General features: G+C 45.7%; 21 protein-coding genes. 3 read left to right on the forward strand and 18 right to left on the reverse strand.

Features of this window, described 5'->3' with window-relative positions:
* Positions 1–52: 52 nt before the first annotated feature.
* The gene (gene rlmD, locus ACFOJ8_RS04690) at positions 53–1414 is read right to left on the reverse strand and encodes a 23S rRNA (uracil(1939)-C(5))-methyltransferase RlmD (protein WP_380652796.1); all 1362 of its coding nucleotides are present in this window, start codon (positions 1412–1414) and stop codon (positions 53–55) included.
* Entirely contained in the window at positions 1392–3206 is a 1815-nt protein-coding gene (locus ACFOJ8_RS04695) for a 5'-nucleotidase C-terminal domain-containing protein (RefSeq protein WP_380652793.1), read from the reverse strand. Before ACFOJ8_RS04695 ends, rlmD begins: the two co-directional genes overlap by 23 nt.
* A gap of 115 nt (positions 3207–3321) precedes the next feature.
* On the opposite strand from ACFOJ8_RS04695, the gene ACFOJ8_RS04700 reads away from it, so the two are divergent.
* Entirely contained in the window at positions 3322–4113 is a 792-nt protein-coding gene (locus tag ACFOJ8_RS04700) for a glucose 1-dehydrogenase (RefSeq protein ID WP_380652790.1), read from the forward strand.
* Positions 4114–4148: 35 nt separating this feature from the next.
* Here ACFOJ8_RS04700 and ACFOJ8_RS04705 read toward each other — a convergent pair whose 3' ends face one another.
* The 4 genes from ACFOJ8_RS04705 to ACFOJ8_RS04720 all read right to left on the reverse strand — a co-directional run bounded on the left by ACFOJ8_RS04705 (position 4149) and on the right by ACFOJ8_RS04720 (position 6590).
* On the reverse strand, positions 4149–4877 hold the full coding sequence (locus ACFOJ8_RS04705; protein WP_380652787.1) for a hypothetical protein: 729 nt from the start codon (positions 4875–4877) through the stop codon (positions 4149–4151).
* A gap of 123 nt (positions 4878–5000) precedes the next feature.
* Entirely contained in the window at positions 5001–5927 is a 927-nt protein-coding gene (locus ACFOJ8_RS04710; RefSeq protein ID WP_380652785.1) for a diacylglycerol kinase, read from the reverse strand.
* Positions 5924–6094 carry a hypothetical protein gene (locus ACFOJ8_RS04715; protein WP_380652782.1) on the reverse strand — a complete coding sequence of 57 codons (171 nt, stop codon included), beginning with the start codon at positions 6092–6094 and terminating at the stop codon, positions 5924–5926. Before ACFOJ8_RS04715 ends, ACFOJ8_RS04710 begins: the two co-directional genes overlap by 4 nt.
* Positions 6084–6590 (reverse strand): GrpB family protein, encoded by a 507-nt coding sequence (locus tag ACFOJ8_RS04720; protein WP_380652779.1) that lies wholly within the window; start codon positions 6588–6590, stop codon positions 6084–6086. Before ACFOJ8_RS04720 ends, ACFOJ8_RS04715 begins: the two co-directional genes overlap by 11 nt.
* Positions 6591–6714: 124 nt before the next feature.
* On the opposite strand from ACFOJ8_RS04720, the gene ACFOJ8_RS04725 reads away from it, so the two are divergent.
* Positions 6715–7476, forward strand: a complete 762-nt coding sequence (locus ACFOJ8_RS04725) for a hypothetical protein (RefSeq protein WP_380652776.1) — start codon at positions 6715–6717, stop codon at positions 7474–7476.
* A gap of 49 nt (positions 7477–7525) precedes the next feature.
* Here the strand turns inward: ACFOJ8_RS04725 and gatB are convergent, their stop codons facing one another.
* Genes gatB through gatC form a run of 3 tightly spaced genes read right to left on the reverse strand, consistent with a single transcriptional unit; the run spans position 7526 to position 10733 of the window.
* Positions 7526–8956 (reverse strand): Asp-tRNA(Asn)/Glu-tRNA(Gln) amidotransferase subunit GatB, encoded by a 1431-nt coding sequence (gene gatB / locus ACFOJ8_RS04730; RefSeq protein ID WP_380652773.1) that lies wholly within the window; start codon positions 8954–8956, stop codon positions 7526–7528.
* Positions 8956–10431, reverse strand: coding sequence for an Asp-tRNA(Asn)/Glu-tRNA(Gln) amidotransferase subunit GatA (gene gatA, locus ACFOJ8_RS04735; RefSeq protein ID WP_380652770.1), 1476 nt, complete (start codon positions 10429–10431; stop codon positions 8956–8958). Before gatA ends, gatB begins: the two co-directional genes overlap by 1 nt.
* Before the next feature lie 11 nt (positions 10432–10442).
* Positions 10443–10733: an Asp-tRNA(Asn)/Glu-tRNA(Gln) amidotransferase subunit GatC gene (gatC, locus tag ACFOJ8_RS04740; protein ID WP_380652767.1), complete on the reverse strand. Its 291-nt coding sequence runs from the start codon at positions 10731–10733 to the stop codon at positions 10443–10445.
* Positions 10734–11028: 295 nt separating this feature from the next.
* On the opposite strand from gatC, the gene putP reads away from it, so the two are divergent.
* Positions 11029–12588 (forward strand): sodium/proline symporter PutP, encoded by a 1560-nt coding sequence (gene putP / locus ACFOJ8_RS04745; RefSeq protein ID WP_380652764.1) that lies wholly within the window; start codon positions 11029–11031, stop codon positions 12586–12588.
* Positions 12589–12637: 49 nt separating this feature from the next.
* Here the strand turns inward: putP and ACFOJ8_RS04750 are convergent, their stop codons facing one another.
* From ACFOJ8_RS04750 to nadE, 9 genes are all read right to left on the reverse strand, one after another.
* Complete coding sequence (locus ACFOJ8_RS04750) at positions 12638–13831, reverse strand: CamS family sex pheromone protein (protein WP_380652761.1); 1194 nt, start codon at positions 13829–13831, stop codon at positions 12638–12640.
* A gap of 2 nt (positions 13832–13833) precedes the next feature.
* Positions 13834–15804, reverse strand: a complete 1971-nt coding sequence (ligA, locus tag ACFOJ8_RS04755) for an NAD-dependent DNA ligase LigA (RefSeq protein WP_380652758.1) — start codon at positions 15802–15804, stop codon at positions 13834–13836.
* Between the two features lie 7 nt (positions 15805–15811).
* A complete protein-coding gene (pcrA, locus tag ACFOJ8_RS04760) occupies positions 15812–17977 on the reverse strand; it encodes a DNA helicase PcrA (protein WP_380652756.1) in 2166 nt (721 codons plus the stop codon).
* A gap of 15 nt (positions 17978–17992) precedes the next feature.
* Positions 17993–18661: a heptaprenylglyceryl phosphate synthase gene (locus tag ACFOJ8_RS04765; protein WP_380652753.1), complete on the reverse strand. Its 669-nt coding sequence runs from the start codon at positions 18659–18661 to the stop codon at positions 17993–17995.
* 127 nt (positions 18662–18788) lie between these two features.
* Positions 18789–19469: a M15 family metallopeptidase gene (locus tag ACFOJ8_RS04770; RefSeq protein WP_380652750.1), complete on the reverse strand. Its 681-nt coding sequence runs from the start codon at positions 19467–19469 to the stop codon at positions 18789–18791.
* A gap of 67 nt (positions 19470–19536) precedes the next feature.
* A complete protein-coding gene (gene purB / locus ACFOJ8_RS04775; protein ID WP_380652747.1) occupies positions 19537–20832 on the reverse strand; it encodes an adenylosuccinate lyase in 1296 nt (431 codons plus the stop codon).
* Between the two features lie 120 nt (positions 20833–20952).
* A complete protein-coding gene (locus tag ACFOJ8_RS04780; RefSeq protein WP_380652745.1) occupies positions 20953–21138 on the reverse strand; it encodes an NETI motif-containing protein in 186 nt (61 codons plus the stop codon).
* On the reverse strand, positions 21116–21760 hold the full coding sequence (locus ACFOJ8_RS04785; RefSeq protein WP_380652742.1) for a DUF2179 domain-containing protein: 645 nt from the start codon (positions 21758–21760) through the stop codon (positions 21116–21118). The genes ACFOJ8_RS04780 and ACFOJ8_RS04785 overlap by 23 nt, the downstream gene beginning before the upstream one ends.
* A 43-nt stretch (positions 21761–21803) precedes the next feature.
* Positions 21804–22646, reverse strand: a complete 843-nt coding sequence (gene nadE / locus ACFOJ8_RS04790) for an ammonia-dependent NAD(+) synthetase (RefSeq protein WP_380652739.1) — start codon at positions 22644–22646, stop codon at positions 21804–21806.
* Positions 22647–22648 lie beyond the last annotated feature (2 nt).

The following is a 22648-nucleotide window of genomic DNA, read 5'->3' on the forward strand; positions in this document are numbered from 1 at the left end:
AATACCCGATGTGCACGATAAGCATTGGACATATTAAAAGCCTTTTCCGATATTAATCGATCGCTCTTTGCAACATCACCAAGCTCTCGATATGGTTCGTTTGCGGAAACATGTCGACCGGTGTAACCGGGCTAATGTCATAGCCTTGTGCCTTTAAGTATTTCAAATCACGCTGCAGGGTACTTGGATTGCAGGATACGTAGACGATTTTTTCAGGAGCCACTTCAACAAGCGACTCCAAAAACTCCGGATGACATCCTTTCCTTGGCGGATCGACGAAAACAACATCAGGGGTGACACCTTGTTTTACAAGCTTTTTCATGACTTGCTCGGATTTACCGAGATGATATTCTGCATTGTTAACGCCATTGAGTTTTGCATTTTGCTTTGCATCCTCAACTGCAGAACGTACAACTTCGATGCCGATAATCTTTTTAGCCTTATCGGAAGCACACAGTCCAATTGTGCCAATGCCACAGTAGGTATCAATGATGGTCTCATCGCCTTTAAGATCGGCAAGATCGATTGCTTTTTGATAGAGCTTTTCTGTCTGGGCATGATTGACCTGATAGAATGATTTCGCTTTGATGTGAAACTGCTTACCGAGCAGTGTGTCTGTGATGTAGTCGTTACCATAAAGCGTAATGGTTTCATCACCAAAGATGACATTCGTCTTCTTGTCATTGATGTTCTGAACGACACTTGTAACCATTGGGAAAGCTTGAATTATTTCTTCGATGATATTTTTGAAGATGTTTTTCTTGCCGTTGGTGACAAATGCTACTTGGACTTCGCTATCATCGTTGTTTGATCGGATAATGACATGCCTGACTAGCCCGTGGTGCATGGCTTCGTCGTATACGGATATCTGCGCCTTATTGAACTGTTCTTTTATGAAGGCCATCAGCTGGTTGTGGATCTCCTTTTGAATCAGGCAGAATTCGATATCGACGATATCGTGACTTCTCGGCTGATAGAAGCCCATTTCCACTTGGCCGTTTTTGAACTGGACAGGAATCTGGGATTTGTTGCGGTAGTTGAATGGATTGTCCATCGCCATGACTTCTTGTGTTTCACTGTCCAGTCTGCCCATCCGGTTCATGCTGTTGTCGACGGCTTTTTTCTTGAAAGCCTGCTGTTCGTGATAGCTAAGTGGCTGGATTTGGCATCCCCCGCATGCATAGTAGTATGGACATGGTGGCTCTATACGATGTTCGGATGGTTCAAGTACTTTCAGACTTTTGCCGAATCCGAACTTCTGGTTGGTCTTGATGACTTTAAATTCGATCTCTTCCCCTTTTAGTACATTGCCGATGAAGATCGGATAATTATCTATTTTCACTACACCCATACCTTCATGTGTATAGTCCTCTACTTTTCCGGTATAAAAATCATTCTTGGCTATTTGAGCCATACTCTTCCTCCTTGCTTAAATCAATCTCGTACCAGCTGAAGTTGTCATCAATCGGTTCGATGTACTGGATTCTGCTGTCGTTTTCTATAAAGTGCTTGGCTTTCGTTGCAGACATCATCCGATACTTCCTTGCAGGAATAATGGTCATCGGATTTCTGTGCTCGAATTCAGGCTCCGTCATCATGTACTCAACGACAATGTCACGGACATGACGGTAGGATTCATGGACCACTTCCACATCTCGCAAAAATGGCGTATAGGAGACCCGATAGTTGTTTGCCGGGACAATGAACATATCATCCGGCTGTACCGTTTTGCCTGCATACTTCATTTCAACAACACGTTCTGAATCACTGATCTGTTTAGCGTTGAAGCTGTATCTGGGTGGTTGTGTGATGTCGAAAGTATAATCGAGTTCAAAGAAGGTATCGAAATTGTAACTCGGGAAACCATCCTTCGATCTGTTCGGTTCCAGAAGTTCGTCCACCTCAGGAGTAATCTGGTTGAACTGCGAAGCACTCCACTCGAGCCACTCCTTCAAGGTTCTACCATCCAGTTTTATGATGGTCATTGTATTTGTATGCTTATAAAGATCAATGGCTGCAGATAAAGTGAGGTCCCCTGCTTCGATGACCGTATAGTCGTTGGGACCATCTCGACCGGCACGGATGACGGCATTAAATGCAATGATGGGCAACGATTCAATTTTTCCTCTTTCCATCAAGTCTCGCGCATAGGCCTTTCCCGCTTCTGATGTTACCTGGATGGCTTTTGAAGGCAGCACTCTCGAGAAATAAGTGTACCACGATTCATCTATACGACCGATAGGATGGGATAAATACTTTTTCACCTGCTCGTGAAGGCCTGCATATTTGGTTTCTAACGATTCATCGATTTGTATACTATCAGATTTGATGAGTTGTGCCGCAGCGTCCGCAATATGCCAAGAACCATCGTATTCCATTTCAAAAGTCAGCTGTCCAAGGTGGCTTGCGGAAACGCCTGGCTGAACCATCGGCTTGCCGTTCACCAATCCCTTCATGAAATTGATGTTATCTATCTCCATTTCAAAAGCAGCATCCGGAAAGAATTCGTGTGTATGGCCGAATACGATGCCGTCAATGTCTCTGATCATAGTCATGAGCAATGTCTGATTCTCTCCATAGCTCTGGATATGGTCGGGGTTCTTGCTCATACCCGAATGAGAGAGGAGTATCGTAACATCCGCACCTGCTGCTTTCATCTCCCGGGCTACTCTTTCGACCGTCGCCCGCATGTCGTGGACCATTACTTTTCCTTCAAGGTGTGCTGCATCCCATTTTAGTATCTGAGTGGGTACCACACTGAGAAAGCCAATCTTGATAATACCTTGTGGCGTCTCCTTTTCCAGGATAGTATACGGTTTAACTTCGCTTTTAAGCGGGTGGTCCACAAAATCCACGTTGGAGTTGACGATTTCACCGTCCAGCTGGCTGTAAACCTTATGCAGATAGTCCAATCCAAAGTTGAATTCATGATTGCCGATACCGATGACATCGAAAATACCATTCATGACATGCGGCACAAACAGCGGCACATCCTGGTGCCTGTAGTCATAGTCACTCCATACATCACCCTGGAGCATATCGCCATTGTCTACAGTCAGTACAAGCTCATCTGGGTGGGCTGCCTTGTATTCTTCGATATAGGACTGCATATGAAGCAGGCTTGTCGACTTTTCAGAAGCATTGAAATAATCGTAAGGATAGATTGCACCGTGAACATCCGTTGTTGCGAAAATCGTCAATTTCATAATACACCTCTGATCATTTAGTTATTTTCATTATATCAAAATTGCATATTCTTTAGGCTTGAATTGAAATATTCAGGGTATACAAACTAAGAATCCAATTGAAAGTGGTGAATATATGTACTCTGAATTAAAAGGTAAAACAGCAATAGTTACAGGTGGATCAAGTGGTATCGGTAAAGCAATCGTCGAAAGGTTCCACAAGGAAGGTATGAATGTTGTATTCACATACCATAGTGGCGACGAAGACGCCAACAAAATTGTTGAGCAGCTGAATGAAGACGATGCATCGGTTGTCACGATGAAATGTGATGTAACAGAAGAGCAGGAGATCATTGATCTCGTTAAGCAGACGATCGATCAATTCGGCGGCTTCGACGTCATGGTCAATAATGCGGGTATTCAAAATGATGTACGTAGTCATGAACTATCTGTAGATGAGTTCGACAAGGTCATCGATACGAACCTGCGTGGGACATTCATTGGTGCACGAGAAGCTGTAAAGCACTATATGGATACGGACAAGAAAGGCAGCATTATCAATATCTCAAGTGTACATGAAATCATACCATGGCCGCACTACGCACACTATACAGCAAGTAAAGGCGGCGTAAAACTTCTCACTCAGTCAATGGCACTCGAATACTCAAGACTCGGCATTCGTATCAACAACATCGCACCAGGTAGCATCAACACACCAATCAACGAGGATTTCTTCTCTACACCGGAAGAAAAATCGGGTGCAGATGATTTTGTTCCTATGGGTTATGTCGGCGAACCTGAGCACATCTCAAGTATCGCAGCATTCATGGCTTCCGAAGAATCTGTCTACATTACTGGACAGACGATTGTCGCCGATGGTGGATTGAGCCTCTACCCTTCTCATAAAAATCCTGAGTATGACGAATAGAATATTACAAATAGAAAACTGAGTGGCTGTGCCACTCAGTTTTTCTTTTCTTCTTGTTTGCGCTTTTGTTTTTCCTCTTCTTTTTCTTCTTCTGCTTCTTGTTTTTCTTCCTTCGCTTCTTCCTTCTCTTCTTTTGCCGCCTCTTTCTTTTCTTTCGCTCGTTCTTTCTTTTGTTCTTCTTCTTTTCTACGCTCCTTCTCTTCTTCCACTTCGTCTTCTATTTGCTTCATCTCTTCCTGATATTCTTTTTCCACTTCTGTCGTACCAGGTATGAATGGCTCCTTATTGTGATCCGTACGTTTGCCATATCTGATCATTTCATAGATCAACATACCATTGTTCGGCATGCCGTTGACCGTCTTCATCGGCACGACATCGAATAGAACATAATAGAAAGTATAGAAGATGAATCGATTCCAGAAGGTTGCTTGCTCGGTCATGAAATCATTTGCGAGCAGGGCATTAATTGTCAATCCAGATATCACATTGATGAGGATTGGGCTGGCGTAAATCATGATATAGGCAAAACGGTTATCGTTTTTTAGTTCATCATACGAGAACCAACTGTATAGATGATAGTGCTTACGGATGTCGATCATCCCGAACTTAAAGAGCCTGGGGCCCGAGCCGAGCGTAAGTCTACTATTCTTTGCGCCAAAGATTATACCTGCAATCATATATCCGACTTCTCTTAGAATGATAACAATAGGAAGTATGATGAATGCAGAAATGATTAGCGATATAAGATCGGGAATACCAAACATACAACTGTCCCTCTTTCCACGAAATATGCCGTTCGTTCCGTAAAGCATGTATACGGATCTTCACTTATACCCACTCTTATTTCTTTAAATCCATCTTCTTCGACCCTTGAATATAAAAAGAAATCATATTTCTTCTTCGATGGTCGCTACATGCTGATTGTAAAAAGTCTCTGGTACGCGTATTTCCAGATGTTGTCTTAAATTTGTAAATCGCGCCGGGAGCACTCCACCAAATTCCCCATCCAAGTTGAGTTGTACTTCTTCGAATGAAGAAATATTCACTTCCTCCGCCTTGAAGAAATGAACTTTTGGATGTTTCAGGTGCTCACCTCTTGTGGCCAGTGTCATCAGATGGCCGATTTCAGCAATGCTCGCTTCTTCGACTATAATGAGTGAGAACTTCCCATCGTTCAACTTGGCGTCCGGCACCAGCTTGTCAAATCCGCCGATGGAATTTGTCAGACCAAGAAGGAAAAGCATGACTTTGCCTTCAAAGACGTTGTTATCATATTCAATCCTTACGTCCGTACTCCTGATTTTCGGCAGCATTTCAATACCTTTGACATAGTATGCCAAAGGACCGATGATTGATTTCAGCTTGCTCGGCGCTTCATAAGATACTTCTGTAATCTTGCCACCCCCAGCAATATTGATGAAATACTTGCTGTTCATCAGTCCGATATCAATGTGAGTCGCCATACCGTGGAGGATGGTTTCAGTTGCTTCCAGTATGTCAGTCGGTAGCTGCAACGCCTTCGCGAAGTCATTGACAGTGCCTATTGGGATGACCCCAAGTGAAGGCCGTCTATCAAAGATGGCCATACCATTGACGACCTCATTGACAGTACCGTCCCCTCCGGCAGCCACAATCAGGTCAAACCCGACCTCACACGCTTTCTCAGCGGCAACCCTTGCATCCCCTACTTTCGTTGTTGCATGAGTACTCGTAATATAGCCATTAACCTCGAACCGCTCTAGCACTTCTGCGAGCGATTCTTTGAATACTTCTCTGCCCGACGTCGGATTATATATAATTCTCGCAGTTTTCATTTTCTTCTCCTATTTTTCTGTTTAGTGTATGAATAGAAAAGATAGACGCTCAGTACAAATACGATAATCTGTAAGATACGAAGCAATGTTATGCTGCTTGTCGTCGAAATGAAAATCATCAGTCCGATTAGAATACAGTTGAGGATGAAGAGGGTTCTATACAACATCTGCGTCTCCCTGCATATTCATCACAGAAGAGAATAGGTCGGATTTTTTAACTTGGTATTCATCCCCATTGATATGCTCATTCTGATAAGCAGCCTTTAGTTGCCTGAACCGTTCGAGATATTTCTCGCTCCCTTGTAAACGGTTCCTGCAGTAAAGAATTTCATCCTTCCGCTTTGATTTGTGATGCATCATGATGAAATTCACGTCATATCCATCGTACCGATGACGCAATACGACTTCCTCGATGTAACCGGTAGAAAAATCTTCGACCTCGTCATAACCGACACCCCTTACATGATCCGCCAGTTTGCTAAGGTCACCTTCATCCTTCACCAGCAACAATACATCGACTTCTCCGGGCAAATCCATGTGCTCGATACTTGTAGATCCTATGTGATGGATTTCCTTTACACTGCTTCTGAAGTGGTTCAAAATGTTCAGTGAAGCTTGGATATAACAATGCAATGCCTTTTGGTAATTTGTCTCCTTGTTCATCATTAATCATCCTAGTTATGTCATTCATTAAAATTTTTGTGTATAATTAGATTGAAAAAAATTTATTTTCAACATTATAACATATTTGACGAATTGTATGTGTGATACATTAAAGGAGGGCATCATGAAGAAAATACTTATCATTCTGCTTATCGTGGCCTTTGCCGCCGGAGTTTACGTAAATTTCGGTATGAATAAAAGTACAGAAGATACTGGATCTGTATCCAGCGAAACAGCAGAATCGAACATTCCGTCTGAATCCAATACCCCAGAGGAAACTGAGGAGACAACGGAAGAATCAACTACTGAACCAGCAGAACCGGAAATGGAGGAAGTCCTTTCGTTTAATCAGGAAGCACTGGATACAGCCTATACTGCAGCCATCGATGATGACGAACCGTTGATTATCGATGTGGTTATCCCTTCGTACTATAGTGATAGCTTCATTAGTGCTTTATCGGAACGGTTCGACTCTGATCAGATCACCTTCAATCGGGTAGATTTAGAATCTACAACACCCGGACTTGAGACGATTTCCGTCAACGCAAACAGCGATGCAGTCATACTGGATGCATTACAGATTAGCGACTATAATGCGGAAGTGCTGCCTGAACGTGACGCAGACCGCTTAATGAACGCCTATATGAATCTTTATAACAGTGATAAAATCGTGTATATTCTCGGTAACCCGAATGTCCATGACGATGATTTCCTTGCTGATGTGCTTGAAGAAGAAAATGATTATCTGACTTCAAACGACTACTACTACATAGATAATCAAAACGTGTCCGTGGAGGGTGACGCCTATGACTACGATACGGACGAAATGACATCTGCATCTGAAATAGAGATTGTCCAGAACATATACACGTTCATGATAGAATAAAAACGCTTGGGTGAAATATCACCCAAGCGTTTTTATATGGACATTATAATCATCTTTTGCCGATCTCTTCAAGTAAGATCTGGTTGACCATTTTCGGATTAGCCTGTCCTTTTGACTTCTTCATGATTTGACCGACTAGGAAACCAATTGCGCGGTCCTTACCATTTTTAAAGTCCTCAATGGACTGTGCATTGGCATCCAGCACTTCTGTCACCATTTCAGTAAGCACAGCAGGATCGGAAATCTGTTCCATGCCAAGGTCCTTGACGACCTGTCTGGCACTACCGCCGTCCTCCACAATCTTAGTGAAGACCTTCTTCGCCTGTTTACTTGAAATAGTGCCATCTTCAATCAGGGCAATCATTTCAGAAAGATTTTCAGGCGTAAGTTTTGTGTCATTCAATTCAACTTGCTGTTTGTTGAGGTATTCGTTCACCCCACCCATGAGCCAGTTAGACGCTTGTTTGACATCCGCCTGATGTGTTTCCACCATTTCATTGAAGAAGTCTGATGTCTCCTTCTTTAGTGTCAGCACGTGTGCATCATAGGCCGGGAGTTCATAGTCGTTGATGTACTTCTCTTTTAGCGCATCCGGTAAAAGCGGGATACTCTCACGGATTCTATCCTTCCACGCCTGGTCGATGTGAATCTCTACGAGGTCTGGTTCCGGGAAGTATCTATAGTCGTCCGATCCTTCCTTAACACGCATCAAAATCGTATCTCCAGTTTTCTCGTCAAAGCGGCGCGTCTCCTGAGCGATTTCTCCGCCCTTCATTAGCACCTTTTCCTGACGTTTTTCTTCGAATTCCAGTCCTTTTTTGACATATGTGAAGGAGTTGAGGTTCTTGAGCTCTGCCTTCGTACCAAACTGCATCTGGCCATAAGGACGGAGGGAGATGTTAGCATCACATCTGAGTGACCCTTCTTCCATCTTACAGTCGGAAACACCAGTATACTGGATGATTGCTTTTAACTTCTCAAGGTAAGCATATGCCTCTTCTGGTGTTCTGATATCAGGCTCTGAAACGATTTCGACAAGCGGCGTTCCCTGGCGGTTGAGATCCACCAGTGAGTGATCCGACTTATGGGTGGATTTTCCTGCGTCTTCTTCTAGGTGCAGACGTGTGATACCGATGCGTTTCGTCTCCCCACCCACTTCGATTTCTATCCAGCCATTTTCACCGATGGGCTGATCAAATTGCGAAATTTGGTAAGCTTTCGGGTTATCGGGGTAGAAGTAGTTTTTCCTGTCGAATTTAGTGACGTCTGCGATGTCCATGTTCAGGGCCATCGCTGCTTTCATACCGAAGTTGACTGCCTCTTTGTTCGGTACAGGTAGCGTGCCTGGATAACCGAGATCGACGACGCTTAAATTCGTATTCGGGTCGGCACCGAAGTGTGCAGGTGCATCCGAAAACATTTTCGTATCTGTTTTAAGTTCAACGTGGACTTCCAGTCCGATGATGGTTTCAAAATGCATTATCGCACCTCCAGTTTCAGCTGTTTCAATTCTTCATGCAGATTGAACTGCTCTTCAAATTTGAATGCCGCATTGTATATCTTTTGTTCCTCAAAGTGATCACCAATAAGCTGAAGACCAATTGGACGTCCGGATGCGCTCAGTCCACTTGGAATGGACAAAGCAGGCATCCCCGTTAGGTTTGCTGGAATGGTCAGGAGATCGTCCTTGTACATTTCCAGCTGATCCTCGGACTTCTCTCCAATATTGAACGCTGGTGTCGGGGCTGTCGGCCCCAGTATGAGATCATATTCGCTAAACAGTTCTTTCATTTCCTTCTCTATTACGCCCCGTAGCTTCTGCGCACGGATGTAGTGCTGGTCGTAGTGTCCCGCACTAAGCACGAACGTACCAAGCAAAATACGACGTTTAACTTCAGGCCCGAAGCCTTCGGCACGTGTTTTCTTGTAGTGTTCCTCAAGTGTTTCTGCACCTTCAGCCTTATAGCCGTAGCGAATGCCATCAAAGCGTGCAAGGTTGGAACTTGCTTCACTAGAAGCAATCAGATAGTAAGCACTAACCACATACTTAGTATGCGGAATGGAAACTTCCTCCACTGTTGCACCGAGTGATCTGAAAGTCTCAGCAGCTTTCTTCACAGATGCTTCTACTTCCTCGCTGATGCCCTCACCAATAAATTCCTTCGGCAACGCAATCTTCATACCAGTAAGATCTTTGTCTATATTTTTAAGAAAATCAGTAGCAAGATCCGGTACACTCGTTGCATCCTTGTTATGTGTACCTGAAATCAGTTCCAAAATTTTCGCATTGTCTCTGACGTTTCGTGTGATCGGTCCAATTTGGTCGAGTGAGGAGGCGAACGCAACCAGACCATAGCGGGAAACACGCCCGTATGTCGGTTTCATTCCTACCACACCACAAAATGCGGCGGGCTGACGCACTGATCCACCAGTGTCAGAACCGAGGGAGAATGGGACATACCCAGCCGCTACAGCTGCAGCTGAACCACCCGATGAGCCTCCAGGTACAGCGTTAGTATCCCAAGGATTGCGGACATTTTTGAAGTAGGAGTTCTCAGTCGAGCTACCCATAGCGAACTCATCCATATTCTGTTTGCCCATCAGAATCGCGTTTGAGTCGTTCAGCTTCTCCATGACGGTCGCATCATAGACCGGTTTGAAGTCTTCAAGCATCCGGCTTGCGCATGTTGTCAGTATATCTTTTGTACAGATATTGTCTTTTATACCCATCGGGATACCGAACAATGGGCCATCCATCTTATCTTCTTCTTGAAGCTGATCCAGGGTCTGTGCTTGCTTCAGCGCTTCTTCCTTATTCAAAAATAAAAAAGAACCGATTGTCTCATCAGACGCTTCGATTCTATCGAACAGCGCACCCACTACTTCAGAAGGTTTGATTTCCTTTGATTGTATCTTGTCATACAGTGCTTCCACTGTCAGTTCATGAATGTTCACACGAGCCCTCCTTATAGCATTTTCGGCACTTTGAATTGGCCGTCTTTCACAGATTTGGCATTGCTGAGCGCATCTTCTTGGGAGAGAGGCGCTGCTGCGTCGTCTTCACGCATAATATTTTTCAAATCCACCGCATGGAACATCGGTGTTGTTGAGCTTAAGTCCACTTCATCAAGAAGATGGGCATAGTCCACAATTTTGGCCAGTTCCTCTGTGAAGGCTTCTGCCGCTTTTTCATCTTGTATTTCTATACGTGCAAGATTGGCCACGTGTTTTACTGTATCCAGATTGATCTCAGACATCCTGTTCCCTCCATTTCTAATAAAGAACATATAAATTTTATCAGACATTCCCCCAAAAATCTATCTCAGCCATTTCAATACTGTAAAAAGGCTCCAATAGTGTAAAATAATTTTCTTTATTTTCTAATAATTATTTTTAAATTACGTTGCCTATAGTATAATTAAACCGTGTAATTTTATACCTCACCGACAACCTAGACTTAAGAAGGTTGGGGGTCTTGGACCATATAATTACAGGAGATCGATTTGCATTGGTACTACAGGTTTTGTATTGTGTTTAGGGGGAGGAGATAAAATGGTACTGAATTCAGCACAATTTACTTTTACAGCCGGATGGCAGGAGTACTTGATGATGGCACTCTACTTTGCCATACTAATCGGCATCGGCTTTTATGCCTACAAACAATCCACATCTGATTTGAGTGGTTATATGCTTGGTGGCCGTAACATCGGTCCTTGGGTCACAGCACTCTCAGCTGGGGCCTCGGATATGAGTGGCTGGATGCTCATGGGCCTGCCAGGTAGCATGTATAACGTTGGACTTTCAAGCATTTGGATCGCCATCGGACTGACCATCGGTGCATACGTAAACTACTGGGTAGTGGCACCGAGACTAAGAGTCTATTCCGAAGTGTCCAACGATTCAATAACATTGCCGGATTTCTTTGAAAACCGGTTCAAAGATAATAAGCATATTCTTAAAATTGTCTCAGGCCTTGTGATCGTAATATTTTTTGCGGTATACACGGCCAGCGGAATGGTATCCGGCGGTAAACTGTTCCAGAGCGCCTTCGATCTGCCTTATCACTGGGGACTGTTTGTCACTGCGGGCGTTGTCGTCATCTACACGTTCTTTGGGGGCTATCTTGCCGTCAGCCTGACGGACTTTTTCCAAGGCACAATCATGTTCATCGCCATTGTACTAATCCCGATCGTTGCATGGCTGAACCTTACAGGACAAGGTGTTGAACCTTTCGTCAGAATTGAAGAGCTCGGTTCCATGGCCGACGTCAACTACTTATCTTTCATCAGTGGCGTTTCGATCATTACCATACTTAGCAACTTGGCTTGGGGGCTCGGATACTTCGGACAGCCGCACATCGTTGTGCGCTTCATGTCTATCAAATCACATAAACTTATTCCGAGTGCACGCCGCATCGGCATCCTATGGATGGCAATTGCCCTCGTTGGTGCATGTATTACCGGACTGCTTGGTATTGCGTTCACGGATGCGACAGCCAACGACGTATCGGACCCGGAAACGATCTTGATACTCATGAGCCAGGTACTCTTTCACCCGTTAATCGGTGGGTTCTTCCTTGCGGCAATCCTTGCTGCGATTATGAGTACCATTTCTTCGCAACTGCTCGTTACATCTAGTTCGCTCGTGCAGGACTTCTACAAGATCATCAGACGTAAAGCATTGGCCAAAGAGCAGAGGTCGAAAGAAGCGCTCGATCGACATTTCGTGCTACTCGGTCGCCTCTCTGTCGTCCTTGTCGCCATCGTGGCAATCGTCATCGCATGGGATGAGGAGTCTGTCATCTTGGATATTGTCGCCAATGCGTGGGCAGGTTTCGGTGCGGCATTCGGCCCGCTTATCGTGCTCTCACTCCATTGGAGAGGCCTTACACGTTCTGGTGCTGTCGCTTCGATCATCGCTGGTGCTGCAACAGTTATCATCTGGATTGCAGCAGATACTTTCGGTACAGAACTTTACGAAATCATACCTGGCATCATCGTCTCGACGCTTGCAGCAATCATTGTGAGTAAGGCGACACAAGGTAAGGGCATTTCTAAAGAAATGGAAGCAGAATTCGATGAAACGACGAACATTCTAAAGAATAAAAAATAACATAATTAAGTCCCCATCGATATTTATCGATGGGGACTTTTTCTGTCTGCTATTCGTAAATATGCACGCTGATATCATCATCGTCCGTCTTTGATATGAGCGCATAAGCTTTGTTTTTATCCTTTATCGACACTTCCACTTCTGTACCACTGAACTGCTCGCCGACCAGACCTCTAACATATTGGGTCAGCCCGATCACTTCCCCCCTGCTGCTGTAATCAAGCGGGATTTCTATTGTGAGTCGCTCAAGTGTGCCATCGACAAAATATCCTTGTCCAATGGAAGTTGTGAAACTATCAAAATATGATTCAAGATTTCTGTTGAAACTGATGTATTCGTTATTCGCCTCTTCGCTGATTGCTCCAGCTTCAGAAGAAGGCATCAGCACGTACGCAGCATTGACAGGTTCAAAGCGATCGATCTGATCCACCCCCGGTGCAACTTCTGCAGTGGACACGAAGTTTCCTGGCACGATGGCCGTGTCAGTGGACTGGATGAAGATGCCGAACCGAATCGTGATGTCTTCGTAGTCTTCATTGGCACGTATGCGCTCAAGAATCTCCTGAGCCATCTGCTCGCCTTCCTGTCTGACTGTCTCGACATCAAGTTCTCTAGTAAATGTCGATCCATACTGCTCCTTTTGATACTGGTATTCACTGTTCATGGCGAGACCGATGGTCATTCCTGAAAACTCGAAGGTACCCTCATTCTCAACCATGTAGTTCTGCTCAAGAATGTGCGAGAGATAGAGTGGCGATTGTACCGCGATCTCCTCGGGATCGGTTTCACCTTCGACCGATGGATTCAACCCAAGGTTGCTGAATGCATTGTTACTTGCCATCTCCTCTTCTGACATCGCCTCGACCTCTTCGACCGTATAAGCACGACCGAGATATCCGCGAATCATCTCCTGAGTAAATACCTGTCCTTCTCTGAACACGTATTCTTCAGTACTGAAGGAGTCCCGGCTCAAGTCGAATAGACCCTTTTCGAATGCTTCAATATTATAGCTTGAGACCATGTTGGAGCTTGTCAGCCCCCTTGAAGGAGAAAGTTCGTAAGGGATGACAGTGCGGTAGTATTCACCGCCACTATTTACAGTTGCTGTCTCTTCCCGCTCTTCTGCGGGCAGCGTGCTTACTTCCCCTTCATTTGTCACCTCATCTTGCTGTGGCGGCTGCTCAGGACTGCATGCTACAAGCGAGATCACCAAAAACAGAAAGGTTATTATATACTTATTCATGATTACTGCCCCATATTCAAAATGAATTCTTTTTCATTCCAGACCGTTATGCCAAGGGATTCCGCTTTCTCAAGCTTGCTTCCAGCATCTTCCCCTGCCACAACGACGTCGGTTTTGCTAGACACACTGCCCGTCACCTTGCCACCGGCATTTTCAATCTGCTCCTTGGCTTCTCCTCGCGTGAGTTCTGTGAGTTTCCCAGTCAACACAAACACCATGCCGTCAAACTGTCCACTCGCCGCTTCCTTGATTGCTTCAGTCATATTGACGTCGAATGACTTCAGTTTCTCAACCAGCTTTATGAAATCGGGATGTTCCGTGTAAGTCACGATTGAAGCTGCAATTTTTTCACCAATTTCCGGAATTTCAATGAACCTCTCACGTGGCTGCCGCATGATCTCATCCATCGATCCGAACTCAAGTGCAATCAGTTCCGATGCTTTCGTACCGACAAATCGCATACCCAGTCCGAAAAGGAGTTTTCTTAAAGGATTTTTTTTCGAAGCTTCAATGGCTGAGAGCAGGTTCTCGACTTTCTTTTCGCCCATCCGCTCGAGTGGAATGAGATCGTCGTGGGTAAGCGCGTAGAGATCGCCCACATCCTTTATAAGGCCCGCATCGAAAAGCTGACGCACCACTTTCTCACCTAGCCCGTCAATATTCATTGCCCCTCTGGAAACGAAGTGGATCATCCCTTCGACAAGCTGTGCCGGACACCCTGGGTTGATGCAGCGTATGGCGACTTCATCCTCCAGCTTGACTGTTTCATGGCCACAGCCCGGGCAATTTGTCGGTGCTTTGTACACTTCCTGGCTGGTCCGCTCCTCAAGGATGGGTCGCACGACTTCCGGAATAATATCGCCGGCTTTACGGATGATCACCTTGTCGTTGACGCGGATATCCTTCTCCTCGATCAGTTCATGGTTATGGAGCGATGCGCGTGCGACAGTGGTACCTGCAACTTTGACAGGTGCGAGAATCGCAGTCGGTGTAATCGCACCTGTACGTCCAACCGTCAGTTCGATGTCGAGCAGATCCGTCACCACTTCCTCGGCCGGGAATTTGTAAGCAATTGCCCACCTTGGAGATTTTGCAGTGAAGCCGAGATCCTCTTGGCTATTGAAGGCGTTCACCTTGATGACGATGCCATCGATATCGTATTCAAGATCATTTCGGTGCTTCTCCCAATATGCGATATACTCGAGGACACCTTCGATATCTGTGACCAGTTTTCTTTCCCTATTGGTCTTAAAACCCGCTTGGTCGAGCTCATCAAGCGCGCCACTTTGCGTATCCGCCTCAAGTTCAGTCAGATCGTTCACGCTATAGAGGAAGATGGACAAGTTTCTTTTGGCTGCAAGCTTCGGATCGAGCTGGCGTAAGGACCCGGCTGCAGCGTTCCTCGGATTTTGGAAAAGGGCTTCGCCATTCTTCTCTCGCTCGGTATTGAGCTTTTCGAATGACGACTTCGGCATATATGCCTCTCCTCTGACTTCAAATGACAGTGAGCGGTCGAGTGATAGTGGAATCGCGCCAATCGTCCTCAAGTTGGAAGTGATATTCTCTCCAACTGTGCCGTCCCCGCGTGTTGCCCCTTGTACAAGCTGCCCTGCTTCATACTTCAAAGAAACAGCCAGACCGTCTATCTTCAGTTCACACATGTACTCCACTTCCCCAACAGACTCCCTAATTCTTTTATCAAAAGCCCGGAGATCTTCTTCGTTGAAGGCATTGCCAAGACTAAGCATCGGCGTATCATGTGCCACTTTTTCAAAGCGGCTGAGTACAGCGCCACCAACTCTTACGGTCGGTGAGGAATCTGTCCGATATTCTGGATACTGCTCTTCAAGAGCAATAAGCTCATGCAGTAGTTTATCATACTCACTATCCGGAATAGTCGGTGCATCCAGTACATGGTACTCATAGTTGTACCGATTCAACCGATCCTGCAGTGATTTGATTTTCTCTTCCATTGGTTGACTACTCCTTCTTTTCGATTGGTGCAAAGTTGGCCAGAAGCCGTTTAATACCGACCTTATTGAAAATGATATCAAGTTCCTGGCTGTCCCCTTCTCCCTTGATTGCAGAAATGATGCCTTCACCAAACTTCTTGTGCTCGACCTTATCGCCGATTGCGAAACTAACGCCGCTGTTATTGGTGACGATGCGGCTGCGTTTTGGTGTCCGCTTCTTTAGACCACTGCCTGTGTTGGCATCACCTTGCGCAAACGCGCCACCGCCTTCTACTAGCGACTCTGGAATTTCAGAAAGGAACCTGCTCTGCATATTCGACTCTGTCTTACCGAAAATCATCCGGCTGTTTGCCCTAGAGAGGAACAGATGGTCTTCTGCACGTGTCAGTGCGACATACATCAGTCGACGTTCCTCTTCCAGTTCCTTATCATCATAGATGACTCTTCTTGAAGGGAAGATGCCCTCCTCAAGGCCGACGACGAAGACCACTTTGAATTCGAGGCCTTTTGAGGCATGCATCGTCATCATTGTCACGCCCCCATCGTCTTCAATACCATCCTGGTCTGATACGAGTGCCATATCGCTTAAGAAAGTAAACAATAATTCATCTGAAATCTCATTATCACGGTCAAACTCCCGGGTGACCGTCTTAAATTCCTCGAGGTTCTCAATCCGACTTCTCGCTTCAATCGTCTTTTCACTTTCCAATACTTCGAGATACCCGGTACTTTCAAGAACTTCATCCACGAGTTCCGTAATCGTAATGAACTTGGATTTCTGCGCAAGTTTCTCAAGCAAATCGACAAGTCCCATCAGTTTGACGACCGCTGTCTTTGGAATGCCGATGAAATCAGATTCCTTGATACTTTCGAAAATGCTGATGCCTGTTGTTTGACCATGGGCCTTCAGCTTATCGACTGTCTTCGGTCCGATGCCGCGTTTTGGTGTATTGATGATGCGTTCGAAGCTGATATCATCGTTCGGATTCAGTATGACCTTCAGATAACTCATCAGATCCTTGATTTCCTTACGGTCATAGAACTTGATACCGCCAACCATTTTATAGGGAATGTTCGATTTGACGAAAGTATCCTCGATGGCCCTCGACTGGGCATTGGTCCTGTAGAGGATTGCCATCTCGCTATGGCTGTACTTGTCTGCCAGATCAAGTATGTTACCGACCACTTCCTCTGCTTCCCCGCGTTCCGAGTCTGCTACAATGTTCTGTAACTTCGGTCCGCCATCGCGTTCGGTCCGCAACGCTTTCGGTTTACGTTCTGTATTATTTTCGATGACCGCATTAGCTGCATCCAGAATATTCTTGCTTGAACGGTAATTCTGTTCCAGTTTGATGACCACCGCTTCTGGATAGTCATCTTCGAAGTTCAGGATATTCGAGATATCTGCCCCTCTGAACTTGTAGATGGACTGATCGGAATCCCCGACGACACATATATTACGGTATTTCTCAGCGAGTTGCGTGATCAGACGGTACTGCGCATGATTGGTATCCTGATACTCATCGACGTGGATATACTGGAAACGGTTCTGGTAGTATTCCAGTACTTTCGGCTCCTTGTCGAATAGCTCAATCGTCAGCATGATCAGATCATCGAAATCAAGCGCGCTATTGCGATAGAGAATCTGCTGATAATCGTGGTACATCTCACTATAGAGGGTATCGGGATAGGCGGCCGCTTCAGCGATGCTCTGCTCCGGTCGGATCAGCTGGTTCTTCTTGTCCGAGATGAACCCGATGATGTTTCTCGGATTATGTTGTTTCGGGTCCAGGTTACGCCGCTTCAGTATATCTTTCACTACCGACTTCTGATCCGTCGGGTCGAGGATGGAGAAGCTGTTCTCGTATCCGAGGTGGTTGATATTGCTTCTTAAAATACGCACGCACATGGAGTGGAATGTCGAAATCCACATATCCTGTGTACCTTCTGTAATCAGCGCCGATACACGGTCCCGCATTTCCCGTGCTGCCTTATTAGTAAAGGTGATCGCCAGTATATTTCTAGCGGGCACCCCTCTATCTTCAAGCAAGTAAGCCACGCGGTGTGTCAGCACCCTGGTTTTGCCACTGCCGGCACCCGCCATGATAAGAAGCGGTCCTTCCGTCGACTGTATGGCTTTCTTCTGCTCTTTATTCATCAAACTCAGGTCCATAATCAAAACTCCAATTTATTTAATGATTGTACGCAATGCTTTTTTTGAACTGTCGTAGATAATGTTTCCTACAACGATGGTATCCGCATACTGCGCCATTTCGCGCGCTTCCTCTTTCGAAGTAATGCCGCCACCATAGATCACATGAGAATGTGAGGTGTGCTCGCGTATTGTCCGCATCACTTCCGGATCACCATATGTTCCGCTGTACTCAATATATATGTACGGTGTCTGGTAGAGCTTGTCCATCATGTCAATATAGTGTGGCACCATTTCAGGTTCAACTACTTTCCCTTCGGCTTTTCTGAATGCTTTGCACTCGGGGTTCATGATGATGTACGGCAGCAAGGAGACGGTGTCATAATCGAGTAGATGCCCGTATTCCGCCAGTGCTTCAAGCATCAACCCGTGCTGCCATTTTATATTCGCCGTGTTGAACACTGCGGGGATAAAGTAGTGGTCGAATCCTGGCACGACCGCTTCTGTAGATGTGATTTCAAGTGCCACCGGAACCGAGAAACGCCGTACCCGTGCCATCAAGTTGAGGACATTATCTTCAGTGATATTATCGGTCCCCCCGATAATGATGGCATCCGTCTTCGATTCGCAGACTGCGGTCAGGTCCGCATCACTGATTTCCTTTGCCGGATCCAACTTGAATACATGTTTGCAATCTTTAAGCATATATAAAACTCCCATCAGAATTCATAAGGATATTATAGCATTTTTACGTTGCATCTGTTTTACAATATGTCGTCAGAAGGTGGCAAAAATGCAAAAAAACCGACCGGCCGAAACCGATCGATTCTTCCTAGTCGATACCCAAATATTCTTCCAAGGTCAGTCCACTCTCATATATAGCCGGTGCTTCCTCACCAACGTACCTCAAATGCCAAGGTTCGTACATATAGCCTGTAATGTCTTCTTTCCCTTCCAGATAGCGAATGATGAACCCGTATTCATGAGCGACATCCTTCATCCACTGAAATTCCGGGGTGTCACCGAACTCCCACTTTAAATTGGTGAGGCTATCTGATGAGCCGACATCAATTGCGAGCCCTGTCTGGTGCTCAGAGTGACCGGGCTTTGCGCTGTACTGGTCCGCAGCTTCTTGTCCATCTCTAGCGATATAGTTTTGGTACAGCTGGGCTTGATAGTCATACGTCCTAAAGTCGCTGACTAAAACGAAATCGAGTCCCTCGGCGGCACCATCTTGAAACATTTGCTGATAGGCCTCAATAACTTCTGGCTGTAATCCTGGGCTATAGTCCTCAGGCAAAGAGATCTCTTTGTTAACGATAAGGATATCATCAACATAAGTGATGCCGTCGATCACTTCGATATTGGGAAGCGCTTCGAGATTTTCAACCTGCAGTTGCTGGTAGTCTTTCTCAAAATCTTCATTCAGCGCCTGCATTTCATTCGAGGCTACATTACAGCCTGCCAGTAGAAATATTACAAGGACAGTGCCTGATTTTAAATGTTTGAACATCGAACCGCTCCTTTGACAATCAGTAATGATAGTTTACCATATCCCTACCAAATGTCTAAAGGTGGCCCTATTCAAGACCTGCTCTCTTGAAGATGATGTCTACACGCTTAAGGTGGTGGGTTTCATCGAAACAATCATCAATTTCCGCTTCTGTCAGCAGCTCCTGTATACGATCATCCTGCTCCACAAGTTCACGGAACGGAACTTTCGTTTCCCAGGATTCCATGGCCTTTGGCTGGACGAGGTCATATGCTTCCTCGCGCACCAGACCCTTGTCGATCAGCGTCAACATCACACGCTGTGAGTAGACCAGGCCGAATGTCTTGTCGATATTCTGCTTCATGTTATTCTCAAATACCGTCAGATTCTTGATGATATTGGTGAAGCGGCTCATCATGTAGTCAAGCGCAATCGTCACGTCAGGCAGCATGATCCGCTCAGCAGACGAGTGCGAAATATCGCGTTCGTGCCAAAGGGGGACATTTTCATAAGCCGTCGTAATATATCCGCGGATGACACGGGAGAGCCCTGTGACATTTTCACTGCCGATTGGATTTCGTTTATGCGGCATGGCACTTGACCCTTTCTGACCCTTGCCAAACGCCTCTTCGACTTCGCGGGTTTCGGTCTTCTGCAGACCACGTACTTCCACCGCAAACTTCTCGATGGATGTTGCGATTAAGCCGAGTGTCGCAATGTAGTAGGCATGACGGTCACGCTGTAGCGTCTGCGTGGATACTTCCGCCGTACCCAGTCCGAGATGCTCACACACATAGCTTTCCACTTCAGGCGGAATGTTGGCAAATGTGCCGACAGCACCACTCATCTTGCCGACTTCGATTTCTTTCCTGACGTTTTGGAAGCGCTCTAGATTCCGCTTCATCTCCATGTACCAAAGTGCCATCTTGATGCCGAAAGTCGTCGGTTCCGCATGTACCCCATGTGTCCGTCCCATCATCAGTGTCGTCTTATGTTCACGTGCCTTGTCACCCAACACTTCAATGAAGTCCAAAAGGTCCTGCTCGAGTAGCTCATTTGCCTGCTTGATCATGTAACTCTGCGCCGTATCCACTACGTCCGTCGATGTTAACCCGTAGTGTACCCATTTTTTCTCATCACCAAGCGTCTCCGACACCTGACGGGTAAAAGCAACAACATCGTGACGCGTCTCTGCTTCTATTTCCTTGATGCGGTCTACATCGATTCGAGCATTGGGACGAATCTGCTTCACTTCATCCATTGGTATGTATCCGAGCTCAGCCCATGCTTCAGAAGCGAGGATCTCAACCTCCAACCAGGCTTTGAATCGGTTTTCTTCAGTCCATATCTGTGACATTTCCTCCCGGGAATAACGAGAAATCATGCATACACGCTCCTTAGTATTATTTCTTCTACATTATAACAAAACATATTAAAAAACGAACATTTTTTTGAAATAAAATGAAAATGTTCGATAAAAAAGACGGATAATTGGATTATCCGTCTAATCTTCTACTTTCTTGCCTTCGAATACTATTTCTTGGTGATCTACAACCCGTTCTCCATTCTTTTCGATGAAGACGGGCTGCTCCATGCGGCGTACAGGCTGATAGCCCTCTTCACGCATGCGTTCTAGACACTCACCCAGTGATTCATTCTCCGCCACTTTAAACTTTTTCTTTTTGGGCATTTTTTTCCTCTTCCATTTCCCTTGCTTCAGAAATCTCTTCCAGTACTTCTTCTACGTTTTCAGGTTCATAGTTCTTGAGTCGCTTGCGTTTGACACCTTTTGTCCAGAACCCGCCAGTGATATTTTTAGGTTCATGTGTGATGATGAATGCTTTCTCATCGAGTTCTTTCACTGTGTTGATCAGCTTATGCTCATATTTCCTTGGTGTAAGGATCTGGAGCGTTGTCCGTTCACCGTCACGTCCGTACTGATAACCGTGGGTGACGCCGTAACCGAGATCTCTGATATTCGTTGGAAGATCCTTGTCTTTCTCAGCAGTGATAACATTGACGACGAGATATCCGAGCGCCAGTTTCTCCTCTATTTTGAGGCCGACCAAGATGCCCGCGCCGAAACCGAGTGCATAGGCCACGACATTCTGGAACTGATCCAGATTCTCAAGGACCAGACCCAGGCCGATGACATAGACGAATGTCTCGAGGATACTGAAGGAAGCGGCTGTATAGCGGTACCCCTTCAGCGTAGAGATGGTACGCATCGTAAGGAAGCTGACATAGACGATGTTCACTGCGAAGATGACCATTACCATCAGCCAGGGGTTTTGTGATATGGCTGTTATCATTTCATTCTACCTTTCCTGAGTGAGTATATCTTTTGTTTTTGTACTATTCTTCCTGCTGTGCATCATACGCAGGTGTATTGTAGCGGTTGTACGCATCATCCCGCTTGTGTTGGGTCTTTTTATACCACTTGATGATCGTATCGTAATCCGCCTGTGATACTTCCTTTCCTTCAAGAAAATCATCAATCGCGTCATAAGTGACACCGAGTGCCTCTTCATCACTGATCAGAGGTCTGTCATCTTCAAGATCGGCAGTCGGCAGTTTATTGGCCAGATGTTCAGGGGCACCGAGGTACTCGAGTAGCATCCTGCCCTGCCTTTTGTTTAAACCGAATAGAGGAATCAAATCGGCTGCACCGTCACCAAATTTCGTGTAGAATCCAGTAATGGCTTCTGCTGGGTGATCCGTACCGAGTACTATACCGCTTGTCGAGGCAGCAACCGCGTACTGCGCCTTCATTCGCTCTCGCGCTTTCTCATTTCCTTCGACAAAATCGCTCAGTACATAGCCTGCTTCCTTGAGCGATGCGACACTCTGCTCGACATTTGGACGAATATTGATGGTTGCGGTATGTGTTGGTTTTATATATTCTATCGCATCAAGCGCATCCTGTTCATCATTCTGCTTGCCGTAAGGCAGGCGCAATGCGTGAAATTCATAGCCGCCATCTGTTTCTTCATTCAGTTCGTCAACTGCCATCTGCGTAAGTTTACCGAGCAGCGTGGAGTCCTGACCACCTGAGATTCCGAGTACGAATGACTTGATGAATGTATGATGCTTGACGTAGTCCTTCATGAAATCGATGATTTCCCTGACTTCCGTTGCCGGGTCGATTTCAGGCTTTACATGGAATTCCTTTAGAATATCTGCTTGCAATGCTGTCATTT

It is taken from the genome of Salinicoccus sesuvii, assembly GCF_042648145.1.
Classification (GTDB): Bacteria; Bacillota; Bacilli; order Staphylococcales; family Salinicoccaceae; genus Salinicoccus; species Salinicoccus sesuvii.